Below are 26,101 nucleotides of genomic sequence, written 5' to 3'. Positions count from 1 at the left end.
GTGGCCGGCAGGCCGGATGAGGGGCACATCTCGATACTCAAAGATCCGCGCGAGACGCCCCTCCCCAACCGAAAACCCCTACGCCTCGAAGCTCGGCCGCGAGCGCACCCGCTCCAGCCAGCGCTGGACGTTTTTCGCCGAAGCCGGGATCTCCATGCCGAAGACATCGCAGAGCCAGGCGGTGACGCCGGCGGTGATGTCGGCGATCGAGAAGTCTTCGCCGGCAAGGAACGGACGGCCATCCGAAAGTTCGTCGTCGAGCCAGCCCCATTTCTTCGGCACGGCCACCCGCTCGGCCTCGGCAAAGGCCGGAAACTGCGTCAGTCGCTCGGCGAAGAAGGCATCCGAATGCAGCGCCACATTGCCGACGGTGCCGAGGATCACCAGTTCGGCGCGCCGGTTCCACATCTCCACCTTGGCGCGGCTGACGGCATCGCGGCCGAAAAGCTGCGGCTCGCGGTGCATTTCCTCAAGATAACGGCAGATCGCGACGCTCTCGGTGATGATCGTGCCGTCGTCGAGCTCCAGCACCGGAATCTGCCCAAGCGAATTGACCGCCAGGAACTCCGGCGCCTTGTGTTCGCCCTTGGCGAAATCGACATCGACCATCGGCACGGAGATGCCCTTTTCCGCCATGAAGATGCGCACGCGATACGAGTTCGGCCCCATGCCCTGATAGAGTTTCATGTTGTCCTCCTGTCCTTTGAGGCGACCCGCCTCACTCCTCCTCAACCGCCACCAAGCGGAATACCGGTTGTTTATAGCAACCAGTTTCATTTAACTCAATGGTTTATTTCCGTACGCTCGAAATTTTCAGAAACGACCTTCGCGTCGCATTTCCAACGGACATGGTTGAATGCAGGCAGGGGCCATGCTTCGCTTGCGCAAACAGGAGCCCTGCCATGTCTGCGCGATCGACCCTCTGCTGCTTCGCCCTTCTCCTTGCCGCCAATCAGGCGACTGCCGCCGTTGCGCCGAACTATCAGCGCGCCCGCGAGCTGATTGCCGTCATCAACGCGGTTGCCGCGGCCGTTCCCAAATATCCGATCGACAAGATCGTCAGTCAGGGTCGCGACCGCTATGCCGTGGTTGCCGGCAAATGCAGCGTCATCGCAAAGATCATCGGCCTGCCATCAAAACCCGGCCTGGTCGGTCCGCGCCAGTTCGAGGTGGAGCTCGACAAGCCGGATTGCGATTGACGGTTTCTGTAGGATGGACCGTCAATGATCGGTGGGCAGGAGATGGGCGTCGACCCAAACGGCAAGTTCAGCCTCTCCGATGTTCCCATCCGCGACCGCCCAAATGACATCGCGCGTGTCCTTCTGGCTGGCATCAAGTTTGAAACCCAGGATGAGCAGTTGCATCGCAAGCGCAAAGAGCGCGGCACGCTTGTTGCCATCGGTAAAGCCGTACGCCTTGGCGATGCCAACGCACACCGCGGCTGCGAGCCTGCCGGCCGTGACGTCATCCTCGTAGAGTGCGACGTTTACAGGGCGGGCGATTGCGCCGCGAATTGCGCCTTCATCCCGGATGCCGGGCAAACCTCCATGCCTCTTGATGGTCAGGTCGTGGGCCTGCACCAAAGCATCGAAGGATATTGGCTTCATTTGGCAAGTTCGGCGAGCGTCCAATCAAAGCGGGCGAATACATCCTCCGCCGCCTTCATCGAGACGTCGTAGGTTTCATCTCCACTGGCTGCCACGGGCGGTTGTTCCTGTTTGACGACAACCGTTTGCGGCCGCAGATTCGCGGCCGGTCGCACCGTGCCTGGCGTGGTCTGAGAAATAACCTCGGTATTGTGCTTCAGCCGTTCGTGAAAAACGCCGGCCTTGTCGCGGAAAATCTCACGCCTTATCGCGGCATCCGCAACTCTTCCCGTTGTTTTCCTGACGTTCTTCACCATAGCTAGGATATAGCATTTGGAAGTGGCGTTTCCAAGGAGGCGCAACCGTCGCCCCTCAAAGCAGCCACCCGCGGCTCATCACGAAACGCGCCGTTTCCCCCGGCGCAATCGCGCTGTCTCCATAGGCCTTCAGCAGCTGGCCGTCGGATAACGACAGCGTCAGGGCGAAACGCTCGCCTTCGAAGACGCAGGACGTGACGCGGAGCGCTATGCCTTCGCCGTCGTGGCGTACATGTTCCGGGCGCACGAGGACGTCGCGAACTGTTCCGTTTCCCGCGCCTTCCATGCCGATGCCGCCGAGTGCAGCGCGCAGCGCCGGCCACTCCAGCGCCCGCGGCGCCCCCTTCGGTACCGCCAGCCTGAGCACCGAGCCCCGGCCGATCAGGCCGCCGACGATGGCGCCTTCCGGTCTTGCGTAGATTTCGGCAGGCGGCGCCACTTGCATCAGCCGCCCCTCGGACATGACGGCGACGTCGGTTGCGAGCGCCATCGCTTCCGCCTGGTCGTGGGTCACATAGATCATCGTCGCGCCTGAGCGCTCGTGGAAGATGCGGAAGGTCTCTTCCATCGATTTGCGCAGATGCTGGTCGAGATTGGCGAGCGGCTCGTCAAGCAGCACCACATCCGGCGAGGTCACCAGGCAGCGGGCAAGCGCCACGCGCTGGCGCTGGCCACCGGAAAGGGCTGCCGGCCGGCGCTCGGCATAATCTGTCAGTTTCACCAGCGACAACGCCTCGCCGACGCTTGCTTGCCAGGCTTCACCGGAAATGCCGCGCACCTTCAGCGGATAGCCGACATTTTCAGCGATCGTCATATGCGGCCAGAGCGCATAGGACTGGAACACCATCGCCATGTTGCGCCTTTCCGGCGGCAGCGCCCGCGACGCGTCGGAAAGCCGTCTTTCGCCGAAATCGATCGAACCGTCGCTTGGGTGCTCGAAGCCGGCGATCATGCGCAGCACCGTCGTCTTGCCGCAGCCGGACGGCCCGAGCAGCGCCAGAAAGCCACCTTCACGTACGGTGAGCGAAACGTCAGCGACCGCCGGCCGACCGCCGCCGAAATCTTTGGTGAGGTGATTGAGGATCAGTTGCGCCACGGCAGCACGCCTTCCGGAAGATATCTTGCGAGCGCCTCGAGCGCCGCCATCAAGAGGACGACCATCATCACCACCAGCACGGAAAGTGCTGCGGCAAGATCGGACGAGCCGCTGTCGTCGAGATTGTAGATCGCGACGCCGAGCGTCTGGGTGCCCGCCGACCACAGCAGCGCCGAAACCGTCAGCTCGTTGGCGGCGATCAGGAAGACGAGGATGATCGAGGCACCGGCGGCCGGCGCCACCAAGGGCAGGATCACATCGCGCATACGCCGCAAGAACCCGGCGCCGGCAAGCCGAGCCGCCTCTTCCAGCGACGGATCCATCTGCAGGAAGGCGCTCATGACCGGCTTCAGGCTGACGGCCAGGAACGACGAGAAATAGGCGATCAGGATGATCCAGATGGTGCCGTAGAGCGAGACGTTGAGGAGAGGCAAGGGTGCGGCAAAGGTGAGGATGAAGGCGACGGCAAGCACGATGCCCGGCAGCGCATAGGGAATTTCGATGAGGATGCCGAGCGCATTGGCAAGCATCCCCTTGCGCCGGGTCATGAGATAGGCCGCCGGCACCGAAACGGCGAGCAGTCCGAGCGCGGCACTGGTGGCGAGAAACATCGAATTGCCCAGCGCTTTCAGCGTCATCGACTGACGGAAGAGGATTTCTTCATAGGCCCGAAGCGACACCGTCTGCCAATTGAGCGGCACGCCATAGGCCGGTACCAACGAGCTGGCAAGAAGGGCCGTCAGCGGCGCCACCAGCACGGAGAACAGGATTGCCACCAGCGCCAGTTCGACGACCGGGCGGAAGCGGCCGAGCGAAAAGGCGGCATTCGCTCCGGAAAGCCCGATGATCCGGTAGTCCTTCCCTGAGAGCGCCCGCTGCTGCAGCATCAGACCTGCGGCGGCAATCACGGCAATCAGGCTGGAGAGGAGCGCGATCTCGCCGAAGGTGCCGGCGCCGAAGCTCGCAAGCCTTGCATAGATCAGGGTGGGCAGTACCGCGATGCCGGCGGGAATGCCGAGGATCGCCGGAATGCCGAAATTGCCGACACTGGAAACGAAGGCGATCGCGGCGCCTGCAATCAACCCCGGCAGCGAAAGCGGCGCGACGATATCGCAAAAGACGCGGAACGGCGTGGCACCCGCAAGCCTTGCCGCCTCCACCCCGTCGCGCGGCGAGGCCGAAAGCCCGGCTTTGAGTGCCAGGAAGACGAGCGGCGCGTGCTGGACGCCGAGAAGCAGCGAGATGCCCGAGAGCGAATAGAGCGGCTGCGGGCTGCCGAGCGGCGGCGCAAGCCCCAGCGTTTTCAGAAGTGGGCTTGCCGGTCCGGTCATTTCCACCCAGGCAAGTGCGGTCACCTGCGGCGGGATCATCATCGGCAGCATGAAGGCGAAGCTCAAAGTGAGCTTGCCGCGCACATCCGTCAGCGCCACGGCGAAGGCAAAGAGGGCACCGATCAGCACGGAAACGACCATGCCGCCGGTCGCCGTCAGAAGCGTGTTGCGGATCGCCGCGGATGTCGCGGGCTCCATAAGCACGCCGATCGAATGCCCGGAGACGAGCCCGGCAAAGCCGGCCTTCGCCAGGCTGAAGAGCGGCAGCAGGCAGAGGAGGAACAGGCAGGCAACAACAAAAGGCGCGAGCCAGCGCGGCTCGGCAGCGGGGCGTGCCCCTGCCCGCACCAGCCGAACCCTGTTCGCTCGGCCCTGAAAGGGAAAGCGCAGCCAACGAGGCCGGCTGCGCAGGTCGTTGCGTTCAAGCATTCAAGCGATCAGTTCGTGCCGAAGATGCCGGAGAAGGTCTTCAGGTCGGCATCGGAAGTCTTCACCGCTTCAGCCGCATTGACCGGCAGGACCTTGATCGTCTCGCGCGCCGGATAGCCCTCGGGCAGGTCAACGCCGTTGCGCGCCGGGATGTAGCCCATCTTCACCGCCGTCTTCTGGCCTTCCTCCGACAGCAGGAAGTCGACGAATTTCTTGGCGGCCTCGGCATTCTTCGCTGTCTTCAGGATGCCGACCGGTTCGGTGACGGCCGAAACACCCTCAGTCGGGAAGACGAATTCCACCGGCGCGCCTTTGGCCTTCTCGCGGATCGCCATGAAGTCGACCAGCATGCCATAGGCCTTCTCGCCGGTTGCGACCGCCTTCAGCACGCCGCCATTGCCACCGGCCGCCGTCGCGCCGTTTGCCGCAAGCGCCTTGTAATAGTCCCAGCCAAGGCCATCGATCACGGTCAGCGTCTGCGCGTGGATCAGTGCTGCGCCCGAGGTGAGCGGGCTCGGCATGGTGAGCAGACCCTTGGCTTCGGGCTTTGCGAGATCCTGCCAGCCGGCAGGCTTCATCGCGGCCGAGGTGTTGTAGACGATGCCGGTCGTGATCATCTTGGTCGAGTAATAGGCGCCGTCGGCATCATAGAGCGAAGCATCGTATTTGGCCGCTTCCGGCGACTTGTAGTCTTCGAGATGCCCGGCCTCCTTCAGCCGCTGCATCGTCACCGTGTCGGCGATCAAGAGCACGTCGGCGACCGGATTGCCGGCCTCGATCTCGGCCATCAGCTTGGCCATGATCTTGGTCGTGCCCTCGCGCACCCATTCCACCTCGATATCAGGATTGGCCGCCTGAAAGGCATCGACGGTCGCCTGCGCATCCTCGTTCGGCTGGCTGGTGTAGAGCACCAGGCTGTCGGCGTAGGCGGCAGTCGAAAAGAGGCCCGCGACGAGTGCGCCGGCGAGGACGGAGACAAACGATTTCATGGATATACCCTCGTGTTGAATCTGGCGCCGAGGGATAGAGCCGCGCCTTTACAGCGGTATGACAATTCCATGTGTCAAATGCCGGTTCAACAGACCAGCTCCACCAAGGAAGGCGAAGGGTTCACTGGGAAGGTGAGGACGTGATGTTGCGGTAGTGGACATAGGCCCTGGCCACCGTATGCAAGAATTCGTGATCTCGGTGGCTTTTGTAGTCATATATTCTGAAGACCCTGGCGAAATTCCGCGCAGCCCTCTCCGACTTCGGTCCGAACCTGTTGTCCAGTTCGCCGTGATAGAATCCCAGATAGGCGAGATACTTCTGCAGCAGGTTGACCTCTCCACTTGCCGATTCGAGCATCAGCTTGTCGAATTCCTGTTCGACATAAAGCGATAGGCGATGATCGCTTTTCCTGTTCACGATCGTCAGCTCGTATCCCAAGTTTGCTGCGGCTATGAACGTGTTCAACGCGTTGAGGATGAGATTGTAGTCGACGGGTCTGCCGCCCAAGGGCAGCAATGCGAGATTGAGGGAGAGCATCATCGACGCTATCCTCGACTTCATGCGAAATGGGCTGTTCAGCGAGTATTCCAACACCTCGAAGAGGCAACCGTCTCCCGCATAGTCCTCCAACGGGTCGAGAACCTTCCGGAGATATTGCTCGTCCACTCCGGTTATCAGGTTGTTTTCGCCGTAACGAAGACGCCCCTTCTCCTCGCCACTCCCGTCGGCGACGACAGCAACTTGAAGCGCCTCCAGCGCCAGTTCCCTGATGGCGATCCCGATGCGCTGCATGAGCACCGTGGCCAGGATGGCCTCGACAGCGGTTTTCTCCATGCCATGCTTGGGCACCACCGGGCCGAGATAACCATCAAGCTTGCCGAACGATACACCGACCTCGCCTTGCAGCTTGCCATACCAACTTGGAGACTGCGCCGTTAGAACAAAATGCCGATCCTCAAGTTTTCTCCAAAGAACGGCAACGTCCTTAATCGTTATGTCAAACACATATGGCAGGTCCAGGGCGGCATTCAGCTCTTCCGGCAATGTTTCCTCCATGAGGAATGCTGAGAGTGGGGTAATTGAATGGAAAATCGTTCACATATTCACACATTGTACTACCGATAAATAGTCATCTAAACGGATTAGAGCCGTATCAAATCGACCCAATTAGTACATTTCGCGCAAAAGATCCCGCAATACTTTTGGCACACTCGGCAGGTCGATGTGTGCCATACCGGGCACCGGCGGCATTTTCAAAAAAATCTCGGCCCGATGTCACACCGGCCGAAGCTCGCTCGTCATGGTATCGGAACCAACGAAAGGAAACGGAACCATGACTGCCAAGATCGACCTTTTCGCCGCCGCCCCGCAGCTGATGAAGAACTGGATGGGCACGTCCGTCGCCGTCGCCGCCAGCCTCGATCAGACCATCATCGAGCTCGTCAAGATCCGCGCCTCGCAGATCAACGGCTGCGCCAACTGCATCAACATGCACACCCAGGAAGCCCGTGCGAAGGGCGAGACAGAGCAACGCATCTACCTGCTTTCGGCCTGGCGCGAAGCGCCCTGCTATTCCGCCCGCGAGCGCGCCGCGCTAGGCTGGACCGAAGCACTGACCAGGCTTTCGGAAGGCCACAGCCACGAGCAGGCCTATGAAGCGCTGAAGGACCATTTCACCGAGGAGGAACAGGTGAAGCTCACGCTGATGATCAACGTCATCAATGGCTGGAACCGCCTTGCCGTCGGCTTCGGCCTCTGGGTCGACCCGGCCGAGGCCAAGGCCGCGCAGGCTGCCGCCTGATGGCGGAGGGGCAAAGCGTGGACGCAGCGGCGGTTTTCGACCCGCTGCGTCCCAAACTTATCCGTGTCGCCTACCGCATGCTCGGCTCCGTCGCCGATGCGGAGGACATGGTGCAGGAGGCCTTCATCCGCTGGATGGGGGCCGACCGCTTGTCCGTGCGCGAGCCCGAAGCGTTCCTGCGCCGCACCGTCACGCGGCTCTGCCTCGACCAGCTGAAATCCGCGCGCCTCAAGCGCGAGACCTATGTCGGCCCCTGGCTTCCCGATCCCGTTGTCGAGGAGGAGCCGGAGGATGATGTCACCCTGCCCCTGATGCTTGCGCTTGAACGGCTGTCACCGCTGGAGCGCGCCGCCTTCCTGCTGCACGACGTCTTCGGCCTCAGCTTCGAGGAGGTCGGGGCGACGATCGAGCGCGATGCCGCCGCCTGCCGCCAGCTTGCGGCCCGGGCCCGCACCCATGTGCGCGAGGAACGGCCACGCTTCCAGATCGAGCAGCAACGCGGGCTGGAACTCGCCAACGCCTTCTTCGCCGCCTCGCGCCATGGCGACATGAAGACGCTTGGCGCCATGCTCGCAGCCGATGTCAGCGTCCATTCCGATGGCGGCGGCAAGCGCCCGGCGGCCATACAGCCGATCCTCGGCTTCGAGGCCGTGATGAAGGTGCACCAGCAACTGGCCGCCCTCTTTGCAAAACACGGCTCGACGCTCATCCGCGCCGGCTTCATCAACGGTCTGCCCGGCTTCGTCACGCGGGAGGCCGATGGCGAGTTGCAGACAACCGCGCTCGACATCGAGGACGGCAAGGTCGTGGCGATCTACGTGATGCGCAATCCCGACAAGCTTGCGCATCTGCATTAGCTCTTGCCGGGTTCCTCGCGATTCAAGCGGCCTGTTGGCTGGCAGGAATGCGCGCGATCACCTTGATCTCGAAATCGAAGCCGGCGAGCCAGTTGACGCCGATGGCGGTCCAGTTCGGATAGGGCTTCTCGGTGAAGATCCGGTTCTTGACCGCCATGATCGCGCCGAACTGGTTTTCGGGATCGGTGTGGAAGGTGGTGACGTCGACGATATCGTCAAAGGTGCAGCCGGCCGCCTTCAGCGTCGCCGCGAGATTGTCGAAGGCGCGCTCGACCTGGCGGGCGAAATCCGGCTCGGGCGACCCGTCCTCGCGGCTGCCCACCTGCCCTGAGACAAACAGCAGGTCTTGCGACTGAATGGCAGCGGAATAGCCGTGCGCGTCGTAGAGCGCGTGTCGGTTTGCAGGAAAGATTGCGTTGCGTGAAGTCATCGGTCTAGTCCTTTTGCTAAATCCAGGGCGCAGAAGCGGGCGAGCGCTGCCCGATCAGGCAAAGCTTCACAAAACCCATGTCATTTGATATACGCCACGTATATGAACTAGCCAAATACGACGCGTATGTCAAACCCATATACGTACCGTATATGAAATCGAGGACATGATGGCCAGACGCCGCCTGGAAACGATGGAAGAAAACCGCGTCAAGCTGATATCGGCCGGCCGCAAGGCCTTTGCCGAAAAGGGTTACGCGGCCGCCTCGATGGACGAACTGACCGCCGATGTCGGCCTGACGCGCGGCGCGCTCTATCACAATTTCGGCGACAAGCGCGGGCTGCTCGCCGCCGTGGTCAGTGAGATTGACGGCGAGATGGCGGCACGCGCCAAGGAAATCGGCGGACGAGCCGAGGGCCACTGGCAGAAAATGCTCGCGGAAGGTGCTGCCTATATCGAGATGGCGCTCGATCCGGAGGTCCAGCGGATCGTGCTGCTCGATGGCCCGGCCGTACTCGGCGACCCGTCGAAATGGCCGAGCCAGAATAGCTGCCTTCTGGAGACGAAGCGCTCGGTGGAGCAGCTGCTGGAAAAAGGCGTCTTGAGGCCGGTTGACCCGGAAGCCGCCGCCAGGCTCTTGAGCGGTGCGGCGCTCAATGCCGCCCTCTGGGTCGCTGCCAGCGACGATCCGAAGGCCGTCCTGCCGAAGGCGATCGACGCCTTCCAGACCCTGGCCGCAGGGCTGCTTGCCGATCGCTGAGGCGACGGCGCGACCCTGCTACCCACGCCTCTCCCCCGCCAGCTCCCAAAGATCGATCTTCGCCGCGCGACCCTTGACCTGCACCAGCCCGATCGCGCGGAAATCAAAGCCGTCGGCAACCGCCTCGTGCACGGCGCCGCTGACGAGGATCGAGGTGTTGTATTCCTTGTTCAGCCCTTCGAGCCTCGAGGCGACGTTGATGGTGTCGCCCATGGCCGTGTATTGCTGGCGCGAGACCGCGCCGATGCTGCCAACGACCGCCGGACCCGTATGCAGCCCGTTCGGGCCAAACAATTACGTCACTACTGTTTGATTTGATACCTGACGGCGGCCTAACCAGCCGTAGAGACACCGATTCAGAATCTCGAAACCAAGCGCTGATCGTTGCGGACCGCGACTGTCGGAGAATGACGATAAGGTCGGTGTCGGCCGTCACCCGGCCAAGGAAACACGCGGACGCTTAGGGTTGTGCCTGCTTTGCCTTCCTAACCACGATCGCGATATTTACGACCTTGTTCGTGGTTCCAGGAAGAACCGCAACATTCAAGGTATGCAAAGGAAAATTTGTGAACCCGCTGTCATCCGGAAGCTTTAAGCCCTCCAGCTTGTAGTGGGCAAAGGTGTAACTTTGCCCACCCACAGTGTAATTGAAACTATCTCGATGCTTGATCGGATTCTGCCCAACGTCATCGATTTCGATCTTCAGAATAGCACTTAGAGGTGTCGCTCCTGTCACCGGTTGATAAACCACCTGACCAGGCAGAAGTTCGGTCCGTACCTCCCGGACAAATACACCGATCGTGACGTCAATTTTGTAACCCCGCTCCGCACCAAAAAACGAAGTTGCTGAATCGACAAAGGCGTCGCCAGTAGCATCTAGGCACAACCCACTGGGCGAAGTGGCTTCAGCGGCTTCGCATTTCCTCCAAGAAGCCTCCTTCGGCCGCACGAGACCGAGAGTTAAGAAATCAACGTGTTTGATATTTGTATCGACTTCTACATCTTTGATTATCATTTGAGAAAGGGTGGAAGTCTTGGCGAATTGCGCGCTCAAATTGTCCACTATTGCCGAGTCAAAATCCTTCGCTCGGGGCGAAAGCTTGCGCTGAATGACTTCGGCTACTGAAGCCTCGAGATTTGACTCTTCCTTTAACGAAGACTCTATCGCGATCTCCGTTCCAAATCCCTTGTGAATCAGACGCAGGATTGACGGGTCAGATGCAAATAATTTCAGAAGCCAGCCGCCAAGAATCAGGCTAGGAATAGTAGATATCCCGACCCAAAACCGCGTATCTTTGTACCAAGGCTTCTGGATCGTCGAATTGAGCCTCTCAATAGCAACGGAAACCTCCTTCAACGTTTTAGAGTTTTCTTTGTTATCTTCCTCAACCGAGTTTACCCTGGAATTTAACAGGGAGACATCGGCGAGAGCTTGCACCAATTCGGCCGGAACTCCTATTTTCTCGAAATCGTCTCCTTTTCCACGCATCTACTCAGCCCTCACCGCCGTATTCTTTTTGCAAAGAAAAGTATTCTTCCCTGGTAATACTTGAGGAAAATATTACGAACAACGCACTTGGACTAGAGGTCGACTCAGTTTTCTCGTGAAAGATTATTTCGCTCGGGCCGTACTGTACGAGAACCTCTCCAAGTCTTGTTCCAGCAAAAAGGGTAGAGAAGCCTGCCTCGATGCTAGAAAATTCGTAACCTATTTCTTCACGCAGTCTTTTTACAAAAAACGTTGCCGCATCAGCGTCTCCACCAAAAGAATTTTTCGACTGTATAATATCAAATTTCCTGATATCTTTACCTTCGTTGAAAACGATATTAAATATATCAATTCCTGAAGCGGAGATTTCCTTCTTAGTCACGATCTGCTCTTGATTTTGACAACTTGGCGGGCCTTCGACCTTGATTCCAAATGGAATTTTTACCCATGTTTTTTCACAGATAACGTTTGGAACAGCAATAATACTGCAAATTTGCTTCAAGTATCCGGCTTTAACAAGTAATTCCTTAGTGTTATTATTTGAAAGAATAGATGTTTTGATTCCACTGATCTTGAGACCACATTCGTCACCAACAACGAACTGTGAGATGCGTTCCGCGGCTTGAGAAAGAAGCTCTTCTACGCTGAGGTCTAGTTTGACCTCCAAACGGATTGGAATATCCGTATCGCTGCCTGCACCGTGTGCGGGCGCTACTGCGAACGTGTATCCGTTCGCCGAGAATTTAAAAGGTTTTGGCAAGTCGGGTTCTGCAGTGCAGCCGTAACCTGCTATTAGGATAGCCGCTGACGCCATGACTAAGAGAAGTTGTTTTCTCATATTGCGCCTTGAATTTGTCAGGGACGGTATCGTTGCCTTCAGTCTGCTAGCGGCTATACCTATCAAATAAAACCAGAGGATGCGAAGATTGAAAAGGTGTAGCCGGTGTTTTTGATCTTGCCCTGACCTGCCACGGATAATTTCCTTGAATGGCCTTGGCCCTAAACTGCCCAAAGCCTTGAGAAGGCCTCCGCCAAAGAAGAGTTGGATCTCGCCCAGCCTTTGATAAAGGCGCCATGAAACCGGTCGACCCGGTAGCCGCCGCCCGGTTGCTCAGTGGTGCCGCGCTCTGGGTGGCAGCGAGCGACGATCCGAAGGCGGTGCTGCCAAAGGCGATCGACGCGTTCCAGACCCTGGCAGCAGGGCTGCTTACCGATCGCTGAGGCAACGGCGCGACCCTGCTGCCCACGCCTCTCCCCCGCCAAAACCGTAGCACCGGACGCCTTTGGCAGGAATGCACAATCTTTCAAACAAATAGGCCATTTCACGCCTCTGATGAGACAATGAAATGGCCCGGTATGGCAGGTGGATTTTCGGGTCTCAGTTCAGCGGGATGGCGTTGCCGTCCTTGCTGTCCTGGTAGACGGAGGAGAGCTCGTCATATTTCGCGCGGATCGCGTCGGCGCGGGCCTTCAGCTCCTGGCGCTGTCCGTCGGGCAGACCATCGATCAGCGCGTGGATCGACTGGCCCTTCCAAAAGGCGTTCGTCCGGTTGTAGCCGCCGGGCTCCAGCGTGAAGACCTCTTTCAGGATCTTCAGGTCGTGCGGGATGGAGAAGCTGTCGCGCGAATCCTCGTGGCTGAAGAAATAGTAGAAATTATCGAACCCCGCCCAGGTGATCGCCGACAGGCACATCGAGCAGGGTTCGTGTGTCGACAGAAAGATGAGGTCGCGCGAGTCTGGGCGCGCGGCGCCCTCGATCTCGTAGAAACGCTTCAGCGTATGCACCTCGCCGTGCCAGAGCGGGTTTTCCGTCTCGTTGTTGGTCTCGACCAGCACGGTGGCAAGATCGGACTTGGCGATCAGCGCCGCGCCGAAGGTCTTGTTGCCGGCCGCGACGCCTCTTTCCGTTGCCGGAATGATGCCGCGCTCCATGGTGGAAAGCAGTGCGTCGAGGAGTTGGTAGGTGTCCGTCTGTTGTGTCATTCCCAGTGTCCTTTTGTTGGGTTTTTCAATCAACGCCAGGAAAAACAGGAAGCGGCTTCCTGCCCGGAATGGCGAAATTTCAAATCACTTCCGGAAGAAGCCTCAAGCGGCCTCGCCCGGATGCGTCACGTTATAGAATTGGCCTGATCAGTGCGCCTCCGCCGCAATCAACGGCACCTCGGTGCCCTTGGCGTCGTAGAGCTTGCCGTTGAGGAAGTAGTCGCCGTCATGCAGACGTGCGATGTCCTGGTAGCGGATCGTGCGCTCGGTTGCCGCGACGAACACCGACTGCTGGTCGGAATTGCCTGTTGTCAGGTGGTTGAAGAGCAGGTTGAGCGAAATCGCCATCAGCGCGGCCGAGCTGATGCCCGAATGGAAGATCGTTGCGACCCAGGCCGGGAAGTGCTCGTAGAAGCCGGGGGCTGCGATCGGGATCATGCCGAAGCCGATCGAGGTCGCGACGATCACCAGGTTCATGTTGTTGGCGTACTCGACCTTCGACAGCGTGCGGATGCCGCTTGCCGCAACCGTGCCGAACAGCACGATGCCGGCGCCACCGAGAACCGAGGTCGGCACCGAGGCAACGACGCGCCCCATCACCGGAAGCAGGCCCAACGCCACCAGGAACATGCCGCCGGTTGCCACCACAAAGCGGCTTTTCACACCTGTGACCGCCACGAGGCCGACATTCTGGGCAAAGGCGCTCTGTGTGAACGAGCCGACAACAGGTGCCAGAATGCTTGACAGCATGTCGGCGCGCAGGCCGTCGCCGAGGCGACGCGAGTCCACCTTGGTCTCGACGATTTCACCGACGGCGAGAATGTCCGCCGAGGTCTCGACCAAAGTCACCATGATGACGATCAGCATCGAGATAACAGCGGCAAGCTCGAAGGTCGGGTAGCCGAAATGGAAGATCTTCGGAAGCGCAAAGACCGGGCCGTTTGCCACCTGCGAGAAATCGGTCATGCCGGCAACATAGGCGATGCCGGTGCCGATGACGATTGCAAGCAGGATCGAAAGCCTGGAGATCGCCGCACTGCCAAGCTTGCTCAAGAGCAGCACGATGATGAGCGTGACGGCGGCAAGCTGGATATTGGCAGGGCTGCCGAAGTCGGGTGCGGCCTTGTTGCCGCCCATGGCCCACAACGCCGCCACCGGCATCAGCGTCAGCCCGATGGTGGTAATCACGATGCCGGTGACGAGCGGCGGGAAGAAGCGCGTGATGCGCGAAAAGACCGGCGTGATCAAAAGGCCGATCAGCGAGGCCGCAATGACCGCACCAAGGATCGCCGGAATGCCGCCATTGCCGGAAATGGCGATCATCGTCGCGACGCCCGAAAACGAAACGCCCTGCACCAAAGGCAGGCGGCTGCCGAAGAACGGCACGCCGATCGTCTGCAGGATGGTCGCCAGACCACCGGCAAAAAGCGAGGCGGTGACGAGCAGGCCGACATCGCTGGAATTCAAACCGGCCGCCTGGCCGAGGATCAATGGAACGGCAACGATGCCGCCATACATGGTCAGAACGTGCTGCAGACCATAGGCCAGATTGGCCCCAATGCTCAGCCGTTCGTCTTCGGGATTCTGGGTAAGCGCAGTGTCCTCTGAAATGCTTGCCAAGGGTATCTCCTCCATACCTTCGCGATGCGTCCCGTCTCCAGCGGGACAACCAAAAGGTACTGAAGGAGGACAAATCTCGCTTTCCTAAAAAACGCGAAACACCTTTCGGGATTCGACCGGGAATGTCAGGGGACGGAGAGGTCGCAGTGACAGGCCGATTTTGGGACGGTTTCGCCGATGATCACCGTCTCGACAGCCGGGAAGCGGAGTCCCGGCTTCTTCTTTGTATCATTGTCCGACTTCAAGGTGCTTTCCAATGCGCTTGCGAAACTCTTCGACAGAGCGCTCCAATAAAAACGAGGCCGCCAGAGTAACTAAACTCATGAATACCGAGAGACGCCGAAAATCCTCGGGCCTGATATCGAATTCTTCACCGACGAGAAGAACACCGGAAGCCAGAATGAACAGGAAAAATCCAAATCCCATAATGATACCGATAACAAAATCGCTGAGAACGCGCTTAGATGAGTACACATTGGAAACGTCAAAATAAACATTTAATACAGTTCTTGCGATAGTTCCAATCACAGAGGCAATTCCTATTTGGAAGAAAAATAACATATATAGAAATGAGTCTTTATGTTTTGGCCCAATGCTAAAAATGAAAACCCACAACAGCACCATCACCAGCGCCGCCAGAGCCAGAAATATCTGTGGCCATTTAATTCTATCGTCAAAGGGATTATTGCGAGTTAACTGTTCAAGGGCATCAACCACCACCTTGGCGCTAGATCCGTCCCAGTTTCCCTTTATCACGTCCAGCGTATCGGAGGTTAGGGACTGACCATATCTCACGCTGACGCCGTCCCAAATATCTTTCCCGGCTCCTCCGAAGCACGGCAAAGCCAAAACGGGTCTCTTGAGTGCAAATGCAGCAAAACCTGCCGTGGCCGTTCCCCTTTGGCCACCGATGACAAGCATCGTCATGCCTTCTGCAAGTGCATTAATATGGCGGTTTCCCTTGAAATTCTTTTCGGTTACCTCAAATTTGTCTTCTGGCAAGCTCATTTTTATTGCGCTCGCGCCGTCTGGCCTGTGAAAAGTCAGCTTGTGTTTTCCTTTAACCTCCTTCATTCCGTCAGCGACATAACGATCAGCAGTCGTCTCACCAAGAGACCCCAGTACGACCTCATGATGCCTAGATGCCAACTCGCGACCAATGTCGCGACAGGCCGCCTTTAAAGCCTCGAAATCACTATCCGTGGCATTTATGGGTCGAGAGCCAATGACTTGAAATCGCATTGTTTTTCCCCTCTCAATCGCTGAGTATCCACCACAGCGAAGTGCTCGATGAGCCTCAGTAACGCTGGCCCACGTTCCTGCGTCAAATCCCGCCACGCTTGAGCAAGAAGACCCGGTAGACACGTTTTCGTGGTAATTTTAGCAGACGCGAAAATGAATGGCGAGAGCGGATGCTACTTACGGATGCACGCGCCGACATCACCGCTGCCGCGGTCGCCGGCGCGCGAACGGAGCAATCAGCCAGGGATCGGCGGCAACTCCGGCGCTGCCAGCCCACCGAAGGGATCGCGCCAGGCGTCAATCTCGTCCAGCTGCCGCGACCAGCGCTTGAGCGACGGATAATCATCGATCGGCAGCCGGGCGGCATCGTTGAAGGGCAGGAATGTCGCCATGCGAAAATCGGCAAAGGAGACCGTGTCGCCGACGAGCCAGGCGCGCTCCGCAAGCTCGGCCTCAAGCAGCCGGGCTGCCTTGTGAAACGCCCGCATCCCCTCCTCCACCATCTCTTCATCGCACGGGCCGATGTCGTAGCGCAGCTTCGTGCCCCGCTCAAAATGCACCATGTCGCAGGCTCTGACGAAATTCTCCTTGCCCCAGCTCAGCCAGCGGATCATCTCGGGCTCGTCCTCGTCCCTGCGCCAGAAATTGGAGCCCATGTGCCGCGAAAGGCAACAGGCGATCGCATCCGCTTCCCAGAGCGGCCGGCCGGGACGCTCAAGGATCGGCAACAGCAGGTTGGGGTTCAGCGATCGGAAGCGCTCCGCCTCTCCCGATGATTGCGGCGATGCATATTCGAACTTGATCCCGGATCCCAAATATCCCGCGACGGCAACGGCCAGGCGCGGATTGGGATTGCGACTGAAATAAAGCTTCATGTGAGATCTCTCCCTTCGTGCACCTCTTAAAGACGAAGGACGGCCATGGTTCCCGACAGGTACTGACGAGCAATCGCACAAAGCCGGACAGCCACGGCTCCGACAGCGATCTTTCACCGATGAGCGCCCTCAACCACAAGGACATCAACATCGCTATTGCCGTCTGGATTGCACACGGTAAAATTAAGCTGAATTCTGCCTGAGTTACACACGTTGCAACGATGCCAAGCTTCAAAGGGGCCCTGGCCATGTCATCAGTCGTGTCTAATTTCGCCCGTTCCCTCAGCACCCTCGCTCTTGCCGCTCTGGCCAGTCACGTATTTGCGGCGGAACCGCCCGCAAGCTCTGCCGGGCGCCTTCAAGCGATCGACTTTTCGGCGGCCGCCCCGCTCGACGAGCCCTACCGGCTCGAGTTCGTCGCCTGCGACGGCGGCGCGGCCGGCCAGGGAGCCAAGGATCATTTCCTGGACTTCAATCTCAAGCTTCCGAACACGCCCGACAACCGGCAATATTACCTGTGCAGCCGCGACCCCAGCAACGTGAAGGCGCTGCTGCGCCTCAAGGATGGCGCCATCTACTGGCGCAGCAAGATGGCGCTTGATGTCGATGGCTCCTGGGCGGCATGGAACGGCCTGCCGGGTGCTACCGATCTGAAGGAGACGGCCTACAAATGGCCGGGCTCGCCCAATTCTTCGGCGCGCTCGGCTCAGGTCGATCCCGATCGGATCCCCTACATCGTGATGCCGACGGCCGGTCTTTCCAGGATAACCGGCAACAGGAGCGCCGAGATGGGTCGCCTGTTCGCCGAAAAGACCGGATTGCGCCTCGGCGACATGGGCGTCGTCGTCTACAAGGACCGGTGGACGCCGATCCTGATCGGCGATGGTGGTCCGTTCATGCGCCTTGGTGAAGGCTCGAGCCGGGTCTTCGAAGCGATCGGCGAAAGCCGCTGCAAGAAGTGGAGCGACGACGGCAAGACCTGCGTCGGACCGGGCAATGTCTATCCCTACCGAAATTTCGGCCTGTCCGGCGATGTGATCTTCATCGCCTATCCAGGCAGCCGCAGCGCCAGCATTACGCCAGCCAATGCCGTCGCCACCCTATGCACCTTCGCCAAGCAGAAGCTTGGCCTGACCGGCGGCGAAATGTGCCCGTGATTGTTTCCAAGCCAACAGGAAAGGTGTTGCCATGCGCTACCTTCTGCCCCTGAGCCTGCTCGTTTTTGCCGCCGCAAGCGGCCCGACGACGGCAGCAACGTTCGGAAAGTGCAAGTTCGACAAACAGAGCTTTGCCTTCGCGGGAACGCCCGCGGAGCAGGCCTCCTGCCTGTTGCGCAAGGTCAAGATCCTCGGAAATGTCGACGCCGCGCCGGCTCAGCTCCCGGCCAATCTCGCTGGCTTCATCGGCAAGCCGGTCACGGTGTCCAAGGCCAAGCTGCGCCAGGCAATCACGGCCGCGGGTCTAACCGAAGCCGGTGTCGGCGGCAGTCTCGACGACCCGCTTTCGCGCGGCAACACCAACAATCCGAATGCGCCGCAGGCCCGCTATTTCGTCATTCACGACACGAGCACGCCGAACCTCGTCAATGAACCGTTCCCCGCCGATATCGACACCAGCAACCGGGTCAATCGGCTTGATCGCTACCACGATGCAACCGACGCCAAGGCCCACATCTTCCTCAACCGCAAAGGCGAGACCTATGTCGGCCACAAGCTCAACGTTCCCTGGCGCGCCACCAAGCTGGAGGGCACCATCGGCACCCTCTCGCGCGGCATGTTCATCCACATCGAGAACATCCAGCCGCGCCGCAAGCATCCGAGCCAGCCGGACGGCAACGCGCCGACGCCCGGCTTCTCATCCACCCAGTACGATCGCTTGGCGCTGCTCTATCTGGTCGCAAGCACCCGTGCCGGCACCGGCCTCGTTCCCGCGTTTCACGCGGCCATGGACGAAGGCATCAGCAACGGTCATGACGACCCGCAGAATTTTAGCCTCGCTGACTTCGACGCTGCCTTCGGACGCGTGCTTGCGGGCATGAACTAGAGCGCCGTGCGTTCATACGAACGCACCAAGGACGCTCTAGCACTTTGATTCTAGAGCATCTTTCCGCCTCACGTGGATCCACATGAGAGCGGGATGCTCTAGGCAGGGCCCCGATGCAGCTCCTCGTTGCGCCGTCGCCCACCTCACAGCGGGGCGACGCCCCGCCCCTCACCGCGCCGGCACAAACGGCCGAAGAGCCTCGATGAGATCGGTGGTCCCATGGCGGACTTCGCCTCGGCCGGGCTCGATGTCGATCAGCCCGCCCCTGCCATGGGCGTCGTAGAGGGCGACCAGCAGCCTGGCGAGGCTCGCACTTAACACCCGCTCCAGGCTTTGCTGCCACTCTCTCCGCGGCACGGCACGGGCGATGATCGTGCGGCCGAGCAACAGGCTCAAGGCGCCAGCCACGTCGGCGGCGCTGTAGCGGCGCGGTCCTTCGATATGGACGATGCGCTCAGCCATGTCAGCGCCTGGATGGCGCAGGAGGTCGGCCGCCATCCGGCCGACATCTACAGTCGAAACGGTGGCAAACGTCCTATCCACCTCATCATGCAGGGTCGGCAGGATGCCGGTCGCCATCGCTACCGGGATAGAGCGGGCCCAGCCTTCCATATGCTCGGCCGAGCGCAGCAAGACCTTCGGCGTGTCCAGCGAACGAAGGCGCTCCTCGAAAACTCGGTACATTGTGGGCATGCCGATATCATCAGGCACATGGGCGCCATAGTCCGAGATGGCAAGCACACGGGTCGGCCGTGCCTGCCGCAGCGCCGCGACCATGCTGTCGATCGCCTGGCGCATCTCCCCTGGCGCGTCCTCGGCGTAAAGCGGTGGAGGCAGGATGATCTGCACCGCCTCGGCGCCGGCAATGGCCGCAGCAAGGGCTGCCGGATCCCTGAGATCGGCGATCGCGACCTTGCATCCGAGCGCGCTCAGCCGGCTCGCCTTCGCCGCATCGCGCAGCACCGCCCGGACCGGGAGGCCCGCCTCGCTGAGCGCCGATGCTGTTGAATAACCGACCTTTCCGGCCGCTCCGAGGATAACAAACATGATCTCTTTCCTTGCTGAAGACCGGCAAGGACTAAGGATGCGGCAGGAGATCGTCGCGCAAATTCAGGCGGGATTTTGCAGGTTCGGCCGGAAATCATTCACCTGCCGGGCGATTTCGCCGGGCGTCAGGCCAAGAAGCCGGCGCATGGTCGAGGCCATATGGCTCTGATGGGCAAAACCGGATGCCGCCGCAATCTCGCTTGCCGGCATCGTCGTTGCGGTAAACAGGGCGCGGGCATGCTCGACGCGACGGCGAATGACATACTGATGCACCGGCACGCCGGTGCTGTTGCGAAACAAAATCTTCAGGCGCGTCGCGCTCAGGCCCGCGACCGTCGCCAGTTCGGCGAGATGCAGCTTCCGGTCCAGATTGGTCTCGATGTACTCCGTCAGCATCCGCAACTGCCGCGCCGAAAGCTTCGCCGCGTTTCGGCCTTCCGCTTGCATGCCGCCGTTCGCGGTCTCGATCAGCCGCACGGCAAGCGCGTTGGCAAGCAGGTCGATGTAAAGCGGATCGGACGGGATATCGGCCTCCAGATCCGCCTTGATCGCCCAGCCGATCGCTTCAAGCCTGACATCACGCACCTGCATTTGCGGCCGCAATTGCGCCGTGCCGGCACCCCGCCCCATCTCTTCGGCAACGCGCGCGATCAAAGACGGCGTAAGGCTTATCCGCAGGATGCGGCAGTCGGCGTCATCCTCCCAGGAGCCGTCGACGCCGGCCGGCACGATGTCGATGTCGCCCGGCTTCTGCACCCGCCGCATACGCCGGCCGCCGCATTGGCAATCGGCCTTGACCGGCGGGCCGAAATGCATGCCAAGCCGGTGCAAATCGCCGCCGGGCACATGCACCCGGCCGCGCGGAATATGGATGAAATCGGCCGAAAGCCCGCTCCACGCCCGCCCGGCACTCGTCAGAAGGACTTGCGGTGTCTGGATTGCGGAAGGCATCGTCATCTCTTGATCTCTCGCGGCTCGGGTCCCGGCGTGCGGGCGCCATGCTATTTCCCGATCGGCCGCTTAACAACCGCGAGCCTGCCGCCGTGATGATGCGGGGTCAGAACGGATTGACGTAATTGGTGATCGCGATCTGGCGCAGCAGCACCCGGCGGATCACGTGCGCCGCTTTCACGCGGTCGGTGAAGATGGCCGCATCGCCGGTAGCGCCGGCCGGCAACCGGGCGGCAAAGCCCTGGTCGTCGAGCTTCACCCGCACGATGAAGGGTGCGGCCGATACCGCCTCCGGCGCAACCGCCGTGCCCGATACCCGCGCCTGTCCGGAGGCGATCGCCTGCAGCACGCCTTCGACCGTACCGCTATAAGTCTCGCCGGGCGCGAACTTGAACGTCGCCTCCACCCTCTGGCCGGGCTCGATGTAGCGCGCGTCGATCTGGTTGATCTCGACGCCGATGATCGTTTCCGACGTATCGATGAAGGCCATGGCCGGCGACAGCGGCAGGCTTGCAACCCGCGCGCCTTTCCGCAGCGCAAGGTTGGTCACGTAGCCATCAGCCGGGGCCTTCACCGTCGTCTTGTCCAGTTCCCACCTGGCATTGGTAATCTGCGCCTTCAGATTGTCGACTTCGGCCTGGCGTTGCTGGACATCGAATTCGCTCGCCGCATCGCGCGACTGCAGCTTCGTCATCTGCGAAAGCCGCAGTTCTTCCAGCGAAAGCTGCGCCTGCAGCGCGTCCACCTTCGCCTGATAGGGCACGGGGTCGATGCGAAAGAGCACGTCGCCCGCCTTGAGCGCGCTGTTGGAGGCGACCGGCACCTCCAGCACCTCGCCGGCGACATCGGGCACGATCGCCACGGAATTGCGCACCACCAGCGCCTTGCCCTGCGGCGCGCCCCAGTTCATCGGAATGAACAGGCCAATGAGAAGCAGCAGGAACACGATCGCCGGAGAGATCTTCCAGAACAGGTTGAAAGGCACGATCCTGAATTTCACCAGGCAGAAGAGGATCGCCAGATAGACATTGAGGAGAACAACGATCATGGCCGGCCCGCCTCGCTTGCCTGTGCCGCGCCTGGCTGCACATTGCTCGGCCGCGGCACATCGACATAGGCCCAGACGAGCACGATCGGCCAAAGCGCAAAGCCGAGGAACAGCGTCACCCAGCCGGCGACGGTGACAGCCTCCGCCCAGGGATGGTTGCGGCGCCTGGCGATCGAGCCCGGCAGCATGGCGAGGAAGACGAGGACCGCAACCGTACTCACCACGAGCACGATCAGCACGATCCAGGCGAAAAGATCGATGAAGCTCATAGGACCAATCCCTGCACGTTCGGCATTCAAACCGAAACGGCCAAGGCAAAGCGCCAGGCCCGTTTCGTGAAGGAGACACTAGGCCCGGAGCCCCCACGTGCGGAAGTACGTAACAGTTACCGTGCTGGCGCAGGCGTGAAGGATAACGCGTTTTCGGGCACTCAATGTTTTCTTTTGCAAGTTTCGCGGGTAGGCTCCGGTCGATACATTTCCCGATCGGACGACCTTCGTCCTACGTCTTGCCTGCCCCATTCGCCTTGAGAATTCCTTCACAGCAGTTGTTGGGAGCGCAGCGATGTTCGTTTTTGACAAGGTAACTTCTCGGCGGTTTCTGTCCGCGGTCTTTTCAGCGACGGTTGCTTTGGCCGGTGTCGCCCCGCCGGCCTCAGCCCAGACGGTTGCGTCCGACGGCTCGGTCCTGCCCTTTCCACCCCAGCCAATGAAGGGTGTGGCGAAGCCCCGGCTGCAGGACTCGACGATGGAATGGCCGGCAACGCCTGAGCGCCTGCCGGCGGGCGCGCCAAACATCCTGATCGTGCTCTTGGATGATGTCGGCTTCGGCGTCTCCGAGGCTTTCGGCGGTGAGGTGCGCACTCCGACGCTGTCAAGGCTCGCCAGCGAAGGCATCAGTTTCACCGGTTTCAACACCACATCCATCTGTTCGCCGTCGCGTGCGGCGCTTCTGACGGGTCGCAACCACACACGCGTCGGGTCAGGCACGATCGCCGAGCGTGCCGTCGCCTTCGACGGCTACACCGGCGTCATCCCGAAGACGGCGGCAACGGTCGCCGAGGTCCTGAAAAACTATGGCTATCACACCTCGGCCTTCGGCAAATGGCACAATACACCGGCGACCGAGACGACCGCGATCGGCCCGAAGGACCATTGGCCGAACGCCTACGGCTTTGAGTATTTCTACGGCTTTCTCGGTGGCGAAACCTCGCAGTGGGAACCGCGGCTGACGGAAAACTACGACGCAGTCGAGCCGCCGCACGACGACCCCAAATACCATCTGACCGAGGACATGGTCGACAAGGCGCTGAAGTGGCTGGACGACTATCGCGCCTACGACCCCGACAAGCCGTTCCTGATGTACTGGGCACCGGGCGGCGCCCATGGGCCGCATCATGTGTTCCCGGAATGGGCCGACAAGTACAAGGGCAAGTTCAACTCCGGCTGGGATGCCTATCGCGAACGGACCTACAAGCGCCAGCTTGATATGCGCGTCATCCCCGCGAACACGAAGCTAACCGAGCGTGATCCGACCATGGCCTCCTGGGACAGCATCCCGGAAAGCCAGCGGCCGTTTCAGGAACGGCTGATGGAAATCTTCGCCGGCTTCGTCGAGCACACCGACGTGCAGGTCGGCCGCCTGATCGACGGCATGGAGAGCCGCGGGCTCAAGGACAACACGCTGGTCTTCTACATCTTCGGCGACAACGGCTCCAGCGCCGAGGGCCAGCAGGGCTCGATCAGCGAGCTGCTCGCGCAGAACAACATCGAAAACACCGTCGAAGAGCAGATGGCAGCACTTGATAAAATCGGCGGCCTCGACGCTCTCGGGACGGGCAAGACCGACAACATGTATCATGCCGGCTGGGCCTGGGCCGGCGGCACGCCGTTCAAGGGTACGAAGCTGATGGCGGGTTATTTCGGCGGCACCCGCAATCCGATGGTCGTCTCCTGGCCGGGGCATATCAAGCACGACGGCAAATTCCGCCAACAGTTCCATCACGTCGTCGATATCGCACCGACGATCTACGAAATCCTCGGCATCAAGGCGCCGAAGAGCGTCAACGGCTATGAGCAACTGCCGATCGACGGGACCAGCCTTGCCTATACCTTCGCCAATGCGGACGCTGCGCCGCAGAAACTGGAGCAGTTCTTCGACAACAACGGCAGCCGCGGCCTCTATCTCGACGGCTGGTTTGCTGACGTGCCCGGCCCCTTCACTCCCTGGGACACGCCGGGCTCCGCCAAGCGGCTCGCGAGCTGGGACTCGGCCAAGGACGAGTGGGAGCTTTATGACCTGAAGACCGACTTCTCCCAGGCGGAGAACCTTGCTGCGGCTAATCCGGGGAAGCTTGCGGAGATGAAGAAGCGCTTCCTCGATGTCGCCGAAGAGAACAAGGATTTCCCGATCGGCGCCGGCAACTGGCTGCGGCTGCACCCGGAAGACCGCATCAAGTCGAGCTATGACAAGTGGACCTTCAGCCACACGACACGGCGCATGCCGGAATTCGCAGCACCCGGCGTGGGGCGGGAAAGTACGGATGTCCGGATCGATGCCGAGTTCGGCGAGAACGCCAACGGCGTGCTCTACGCCGTCGGCGGCGCTGGCGGCGGCCTCTCGGTCTACATGCAGGACGGAGAACTCGTCTATGAATACAACATGATGATCATCGAGAACTACCAGGCGCGGACGGATAAGATACCGGCCGGCAAGCACCGGATCGAGATATCGACCGCGATCCCGAAGCCGGCGGGACCGGCCGAGGTGGTCATCACGGTGGATGGAAAGGAAGCGGCGAAGACGACCGTCAGGCGCACCGTTCCGGCAGCGTTTACCGCGACCGAAAGCTTCGACGTCGGGGCAGATCTCGGCTCTCCCGTCTCCCAGGCTTATGCCGACAAACGCCCCTTCGCCTTCGATGGGAAGATCGGTCGGGTCGACATCGAATTGGCGAAGTAGATTAGGCTCAGGACCTAATAGTTTTTCTTGTGATGTCTTGCCTGCCGCAGGCGTCAGCTCGCCAAAGCAAGAGAGCAGAGCATAAAGCGGAGCCTGCCGGACGTCCGGAACAGGGACGGGAGTTGGATGGAAGGCGGAGGCCAGTTCGCGGCGGGCAAGTCTGATTGACGAGGTGACGATAGAAGCATGGCGCCGCGACCGCGGGACGCGGGACTGAACGCCACCGACGAGCGGTCAATTAATCCCACCATCACCAAAATGGCAGGCGTAAAGGGGCAATTGTGCGCGGTGTCAATGCCTCTGAGCATCGGCTCACTTGATAGAGACCGTGAGGTCGTAGGTGACGTTCCCCCGATCGCTGACCAGTTCGATGTAATAGGAACCGGACGCAGGAAGCTTTCCCTGCCAATGGCGCGTGGCGCCTGGGTCAAGGCCGGGAACAGGCTTGCCGCCCTGCAGAATCTCGCCGTCGACGTCGAGACCATCGGCATCGTGTTCGATCTTGCTCGGCGGCTGGTATATTGTCAGGTCGGCGTTCTCTTCAAGCGATTTCACCTGGATGTTCGCCTCTTGCCCAGCCTCTGCCGCAAAGACAAAGATATGGCTATCGCGTTCGACAAGATCGTCATGGATGGCCACGCTCGTGTGACCTGCGAGAAACTTGATCGTCCGCAGGGTGTCTTCCGCCATCGCCGTGCCGGACAGCAATGCGGCTATGGCAAACGTCGAGAGCGCCACAGACAGCCTCGTCTTCAATGTGTGCATCGAGAGCCTCCATTCCACCGATAGATTTTTGCTCGCTGGGTCACGCAACGACTTGTTGTGCGGCCGATATCATGCAGATTATACGAGAGCCAAAAAGGAAATTCACGCTGCGCGTGCTCAGTTGGCGGTGACGACCTCGTCGGCGTCGGGCCTCGTCGGTGTATTCCGACCGGAGCCTGGTTACCCGAAGCTGCAGTCGCGCTCGATCAGGAGCCGGAGGGACCGCCGAGGGAACTGGATTTCGACGAGGCTCGCGGAAGCGCAACGAAGGGCTTCGCCGGACCAGCGGTGGACCCAAGTCCTCGACTGGCTGATCGCCGAGACGAAGGCGCGCAACAGGCAGGTGGCTGCCCCTTCGACAGGGCGGGATGAGGAACCTGCGTTTGGTTTCCGCCTGCACTCCGCTCGACCATATGAAGCTCGCTATCCCGTTCCCCGGTGCTGACGCTCCCGCGCCTTTGGCAAATCGATCCCGCGTG

26 protein-coding genes and 2 pseudogenes are annotated in these 26,101 nt (G+C 60.4%); 8 read left to right on the top strand and 20 right to left on the bottom strand.

Annotation, left to right across the window (positions count from 1 at the left end; translation table 11 throughout):
* Nucleotides 1-78: 78 nt before the first annotated feature.
* A complete protein-coding gene (locus BBX50_RS19440; protein ID WP_065776969.1) occupies nt 79-687 on the bottom strand; it encodes a glutathione S-transferase family protein in 609 nt (202 codons plus the stop codon).
* 215 nt (nt 688-902) lie between these two features.
* On the opposite strand from BBX50_RS19440, the gene BBX50_RS19435 reads away from it, so the two are divergent.
* Nucleotides 903-1,199, top strand: a complete 297-nt coding sequence (locus tag BBX50_RS19435; RefSeq protein ID WP_065776968.1) for a hypothetical protein — start codon at nt 903-905, stop codon at nt 1,197-1,199.
* 21 nt (nt 1,200-1,220) lie between these two features.
* On the opposite strand, the gene BBX50_RS19430 is transcribed toward BBX50_RS19435, so the two are convergent.
* The 6 genes from BBX50_RS19430 to BBX50_RS19405 all read right to left on the bottom strand — a co-directional run bounded on the left by BBX50_RS19430 (nt 1,221) and on the right by BBX50_RS19405 (nt 6,793).
* On the bottom strand, nt 1,221-1,607 hold the full coding sequence (locus BBX50_RS19430) for a type II toxin-antitoxin system death-on-curing family toxin (protein ID WP_065776967.1): 387 nt from the start codon (nt 1,605-1,607) through the stop codon (nt 1,221-1,223).
* Nucleotides 1,604-1,903: a hypothetical protein gene (locus BBX50_RS19425; protein ID WP_065776966.1), complete on the bottom strand. Its 300-nt coding sequence runs from the start codon at nt 1,901-1,903 to the stop codon at nt 1,604-1,606. The genes BBX50_RS19430 and BBX50_RS19425 overlap by 4 nt, the downstream gene beginning before the upstream one ends.
* Before the next feature lie 55 nt (nt 1,904-1,958).
* Complete coding sequence (locus tag BBX50_RS19420) at nt 1,959-2,999, bottom strand: ABC transporter ATP-binding protein (RefSeq protein ID WP_065776965.1); 1,041 nt, start codon at nt 2,997-2,999, stop codon at nt 1,959-1,961.
* Nucleotides 2,987-4,759 carry an iron ABC transporter permease gene (locus tag BBX50_RS19415; protein WP_083213633.1) on the bottom strand — a complete coding sequence of 591 codons (1,773 nt, stop codon included), beginning with the start codon at nt 4,757-4,759 and terminating at the stop codon, nt 2,987-2,989. Before BBX50_RS19415 ends, BBX50_RS19420 begins: the two co-directional genes overlap by 13 nt.
* Before the next feature lie 8 nt (nt 4,760-4,767).
* Nucleotides 4,768-5,748: an ABC transporter substrate-binding protein gene (locus BBX50_RS19410; protein WP_065776964.1), complete on the bottom strand. Its 981-nt coding sequence runs from the start codon at nt 5,746-5,748 to the stop codon at nt 4,768-4,770.
* 121 nt (nt 5,749-5,869) lie between these two features.
* A complete protein-coding gene (locus BBX50_RS19405; RefSeq protein ID WP_065783910.1) occupies nt 5,870-6,793 on the bottom strand; it encodes a peptidoglycan-binding domain-containing protein in 924 nt (307 codons plus the stop codon).
* A 289-nt stretch (nt 6,794-7,082) separates the two neighbouring features.
* Between BBX50_RS19405 and BBX50_RS19400 the strand changes: the two genes are divergently transcribed.
* Both BBX50_RS19400 and BBX50_RS19395 read left to right on the top strand, forming a co-directional pair.
* Nucleotides 7,083-7,550 carry a carboxymuconolactone decarboxylase family protein gene (locus tag BBX50_RS19400; RefSeq protein WP_065776962.1) on the top strand — a complete coding sequence of 156 codons (468 nt, stop codon included), beginning with the start codon at nt 7,083-7,085 and terminating at the stop codon, nt 7,548-7,550.
* Nucleotides 7,550-8,407, top strand: coding sequence for a sigma-70 family RNA polymerase sigma factor (locus BBX50_RS19395; RefSeq protein WP_065776961.1), 858 nt, complete (start codon nt 7,550-7,552; stop codon nt 8,405-8,407). The genes BBX50_RS19400 and BBX50_RS19395 overlap by 1 nt, the downstream gene beginning before the upstream one ends.
* A gap of 22 nt (nt 8,408-8,429) precedes the next feature.
* On the opposite strand, the gene BBX50_RS19390 is transcribed toward BBX50_RS19395, so the two are convergent.
* The gene (locus BBX50_RS19390; protein WP_065776960.1) at nt 8,430-8,837 is read right to left on the bottom strand and encodes a RidA family protein; all 408 of its coding nucleotides are present in this window, start codon (nt 8,835-8,837) and stop codon (nt 8,430-8,432) included.
* A 169-nt stretch (nt 8,838-9,006) separates the two neighbouring features.
* On the opposite strand from BBX50_RS19390, the gene BBX50_RS19385 reads away from it, so the two are divergent.
* A complete protein-coding gene (locus BBX50_RS19385) occupies nt 9,007-9,597 on the top strand; it encodes a TetR/AcrR family transcriptional regulator (protein WP_065776984.1) in 591 nt (196 codons plus the stop codon).
* Nucleotides 9,598-9,615: 18 nt separating this feature from the next.
* On the opposite strand, the pseudogene BBX50_RS19380 reads toward BBX50_RS19385, so the two are convergent.
* The 3 genes and pseudogenes from BBX50_RS19380 to BBX50_RS19370 all read right to left on the bottom strand — a co-directional run.
* Nucleotides 9,616-9,876, bottom strand: a pseudogene (locus BBX50_RS19380) (adenylate/guanylate cyclase domain-containing protein); the annotation flags it as partial.
* 181 nt (nt 9,877-10,057) lie between these two features.
* Nucleotides 10,058-11,086 (bottom strand): hypothetical protein, encoded by a 1,029-nt coding sequence (locus tag BBX50_RS19375; protein ID WP_065776958.1) that lies wholly within the window; start codon nt 11,084-11,086, stop codon nt 10,058-10,060.
* Nucleotides 11,087-11,090: 4 nt separating this feature from the next.
* A complete protein-coding gene (locus tag BBX50_RS19370) occupies nt 11,091-11,924 on the bottom strand; it encodes a hypothetical protein (protein WP_065776957.1) in 834 nt (277 codons plus the stop codon).
* 227 nt (nt 11,925-12,151) lie between these two features.
* Here BBX50_RS19370 and BBX50_RS29425 point away from each other — a divergent pair.
* Nucleotides 12,152-12,307, top strand: a pseudogene (locus BBX50_RS29425) (TetR/AcrR family transcriptional regulator); the annotation flags it as partial.
* 157 nt (nt 12,308-12,464) lie between these two features.
* Here the strand turns inward: BBX50_RS29425 and BBX50_RS19365 are convergent.
* From BBX50_RS19365 to BBX50_RS19350, 4 genes are all read right to left on the bottom strand, one after another.
* Nucleotides 12,465-13,070: a nucleoside deaminase gene (locus BBX50_RS19365; RefSeq protein WP_065776956.1), complete on the bottom strand. Its 606-nt coding sequence runs from the start codon at nt 13,068-13,070 to the stop codon at nt 12,465-12,467.
* 147 nt (nt 13,071-13,217) lie between these two features.
* A complete protein-coding gene (locus tag BBX50_RS19360) occupies nt 13,218-14,705 on the bottom strand; it encodes a nucleobase:cation symporter-2 family protein (RefSeq protein WP_139108482.1) in 1,488 nt (495 codons plus the stop codon).
* Between the two features lie 213 nt (nt 14,706-14,918).
* Nucleotides 14,919-15,932: a hypothetical protein gene (locus BBX50_RS19355; RefSeq protein ID WP_065776954.1), complete on the bottom strand. Its 1,014-nt coding sequence runs from the start codon at nt 15,930-15,932 to the stop codon at nt 14,919-14,921.
* A gap of 236 nt (nt 15,933-16,168) precedes the next feature.
* A complete protein-coding gene (locus tag BBX50_RS19350) occupies nt 16,169-16,807 on the bottom strand; it encodes a glutathione S-transferase family protein (RefSeq protein WP_065776953.1) in 639 nt (212 codons plus the stop codon).
* A gap of 248 nt (nt 16,808-17,055) precedes the next feature.
* On the opposite strand from BBX50_RS19350, the gene BBX50_RS19345 reads away from it, so the two are divergent.
* Nucleotides 17,056-17,964, top strand: coding sequence for a glycoside hydrolase family 75 protein (locus BBX50_RS19345; protein WP_065788404.1), 909 nt, complete (start codon nt 17,056-17,058; stop codon nt 17,962-17,964).
* 31 nt (nt 17,965-17,995) lie between these two features.
* Nucleotides 17,996-18,850 (top strand): hypothetical protein, encoded by an 855-nt coding sequence (locus BBX50_RS19340; protein ID WP_065776951.1) that lies wholly within the window; start codon nt 17,996-17,998, stop codon nt 18,848-18,850.
* 168 nt (nt 18,851-19,018) lie between these two features.
* Here BBX50_RS19340 and BBX50_RS19335 read toward each other — a convergent pair whose 3' ends face one another.
* The 4 genes from BBX50_RS19335 to BBX50_RS19320 all read right to left on the bottom strand — a co-directional run bounded on the left by BBX50_RS19335 (nt 19,019) and on the right by BBX50_RS19320 (nt 22,165).
* Nucleotides 19,019-19,897, bottom strand: a complete 879-nt coding sequence (locus BBX50_RS19335) for an NAD(P)H-binding protein (RefSeq protein WP_065776950.1) — start codon at nt 19,895-19,897, stop codon at nt 19,019-19,021.
* 63 nt (nt 19,898-19,960) lie between these two features.
* On the bottom strand, nt 19,961-20,854 hold the full coding sequence (locus BBX50_RS19330; protein ID WP_083213632.1) for an AraC family transcriptional regulator: 894 nt from the start codon (nt 20,852-20,854) through the stop codon (nt 19,961-19,963).
* Nucleotides 20,855-20,954: 100 nt separating this feature from the next.
* Nucleotides 20,955-21,896 (bottom strand): efflux RND transporter periplasmic adaptor subunit, encoded by a 942-nt coding sequence (locus BBX50_RS19325; protein ID WP_065776949.1) that lies wholly within the window; start codon nt 21,894-21,896, stop codon nt 20,955-20,957.
* Nucleotides 21,893-22,165 carry a DUF3302 domain-containing protein gene (locus tag BBX50_RS19320; RefSeq protein WP_065776948.1) on the bottom strand — a complete coding sequence of 91 codons (273 nt, stop codon included), beginning with the start codon at nt 22,163-22,165 and terminating at the stop codon, nt 21,893-21,895. Before BBX50_RS19320 ends, BBX50_RS19325 begins: the two co-directional genes overlap by 4 nt.
* A 295-nt stretch (nt 22,166-22,460) precedes the next feature.
* Here BBX50_RS19320 and BBX50_RS19315 point away from each other — a divergent pair, with 295 nt between their 5' ends.
* Entirely contained in the window at nt 22,461-24,857 is a 2,397-nt protein-coding gene (locus BBX50_RS19315; RefSeq protein WP_065776947.1) for an arylsulfatase, read from the top strand.
* A gap of 312 nt (nt 24,858-25,169) precedes the next feature.
* Here BBX50_RS19315 and BBX50_RS19310 read toward each other — a convergent pair whose 3' ends face one another.
* Nucleotides 25,170-25,622, bottom strand: coding sequence for a hypothetical protein (locus BBX50_RS19310; protein ID WP_065776946.1), 453 nt, complete (start codon nt 25,620-25,622; stop codon nt 25,170-25,172).
* Nucleotides 25,623-26,101 lie beyond the last annotated feature (479 nt).

This window comes from Ensifer sp. LC11, from assembly GCF_001695835.1.
GTDB lineage: Bacteria > Pseudomonadota > Alphaproteobacteria > Rhizobiales > Rhizobiaceae > Ensifer.
This window is presented reverse-complemented; position numbering and strand designations above follow the sequence as displayed.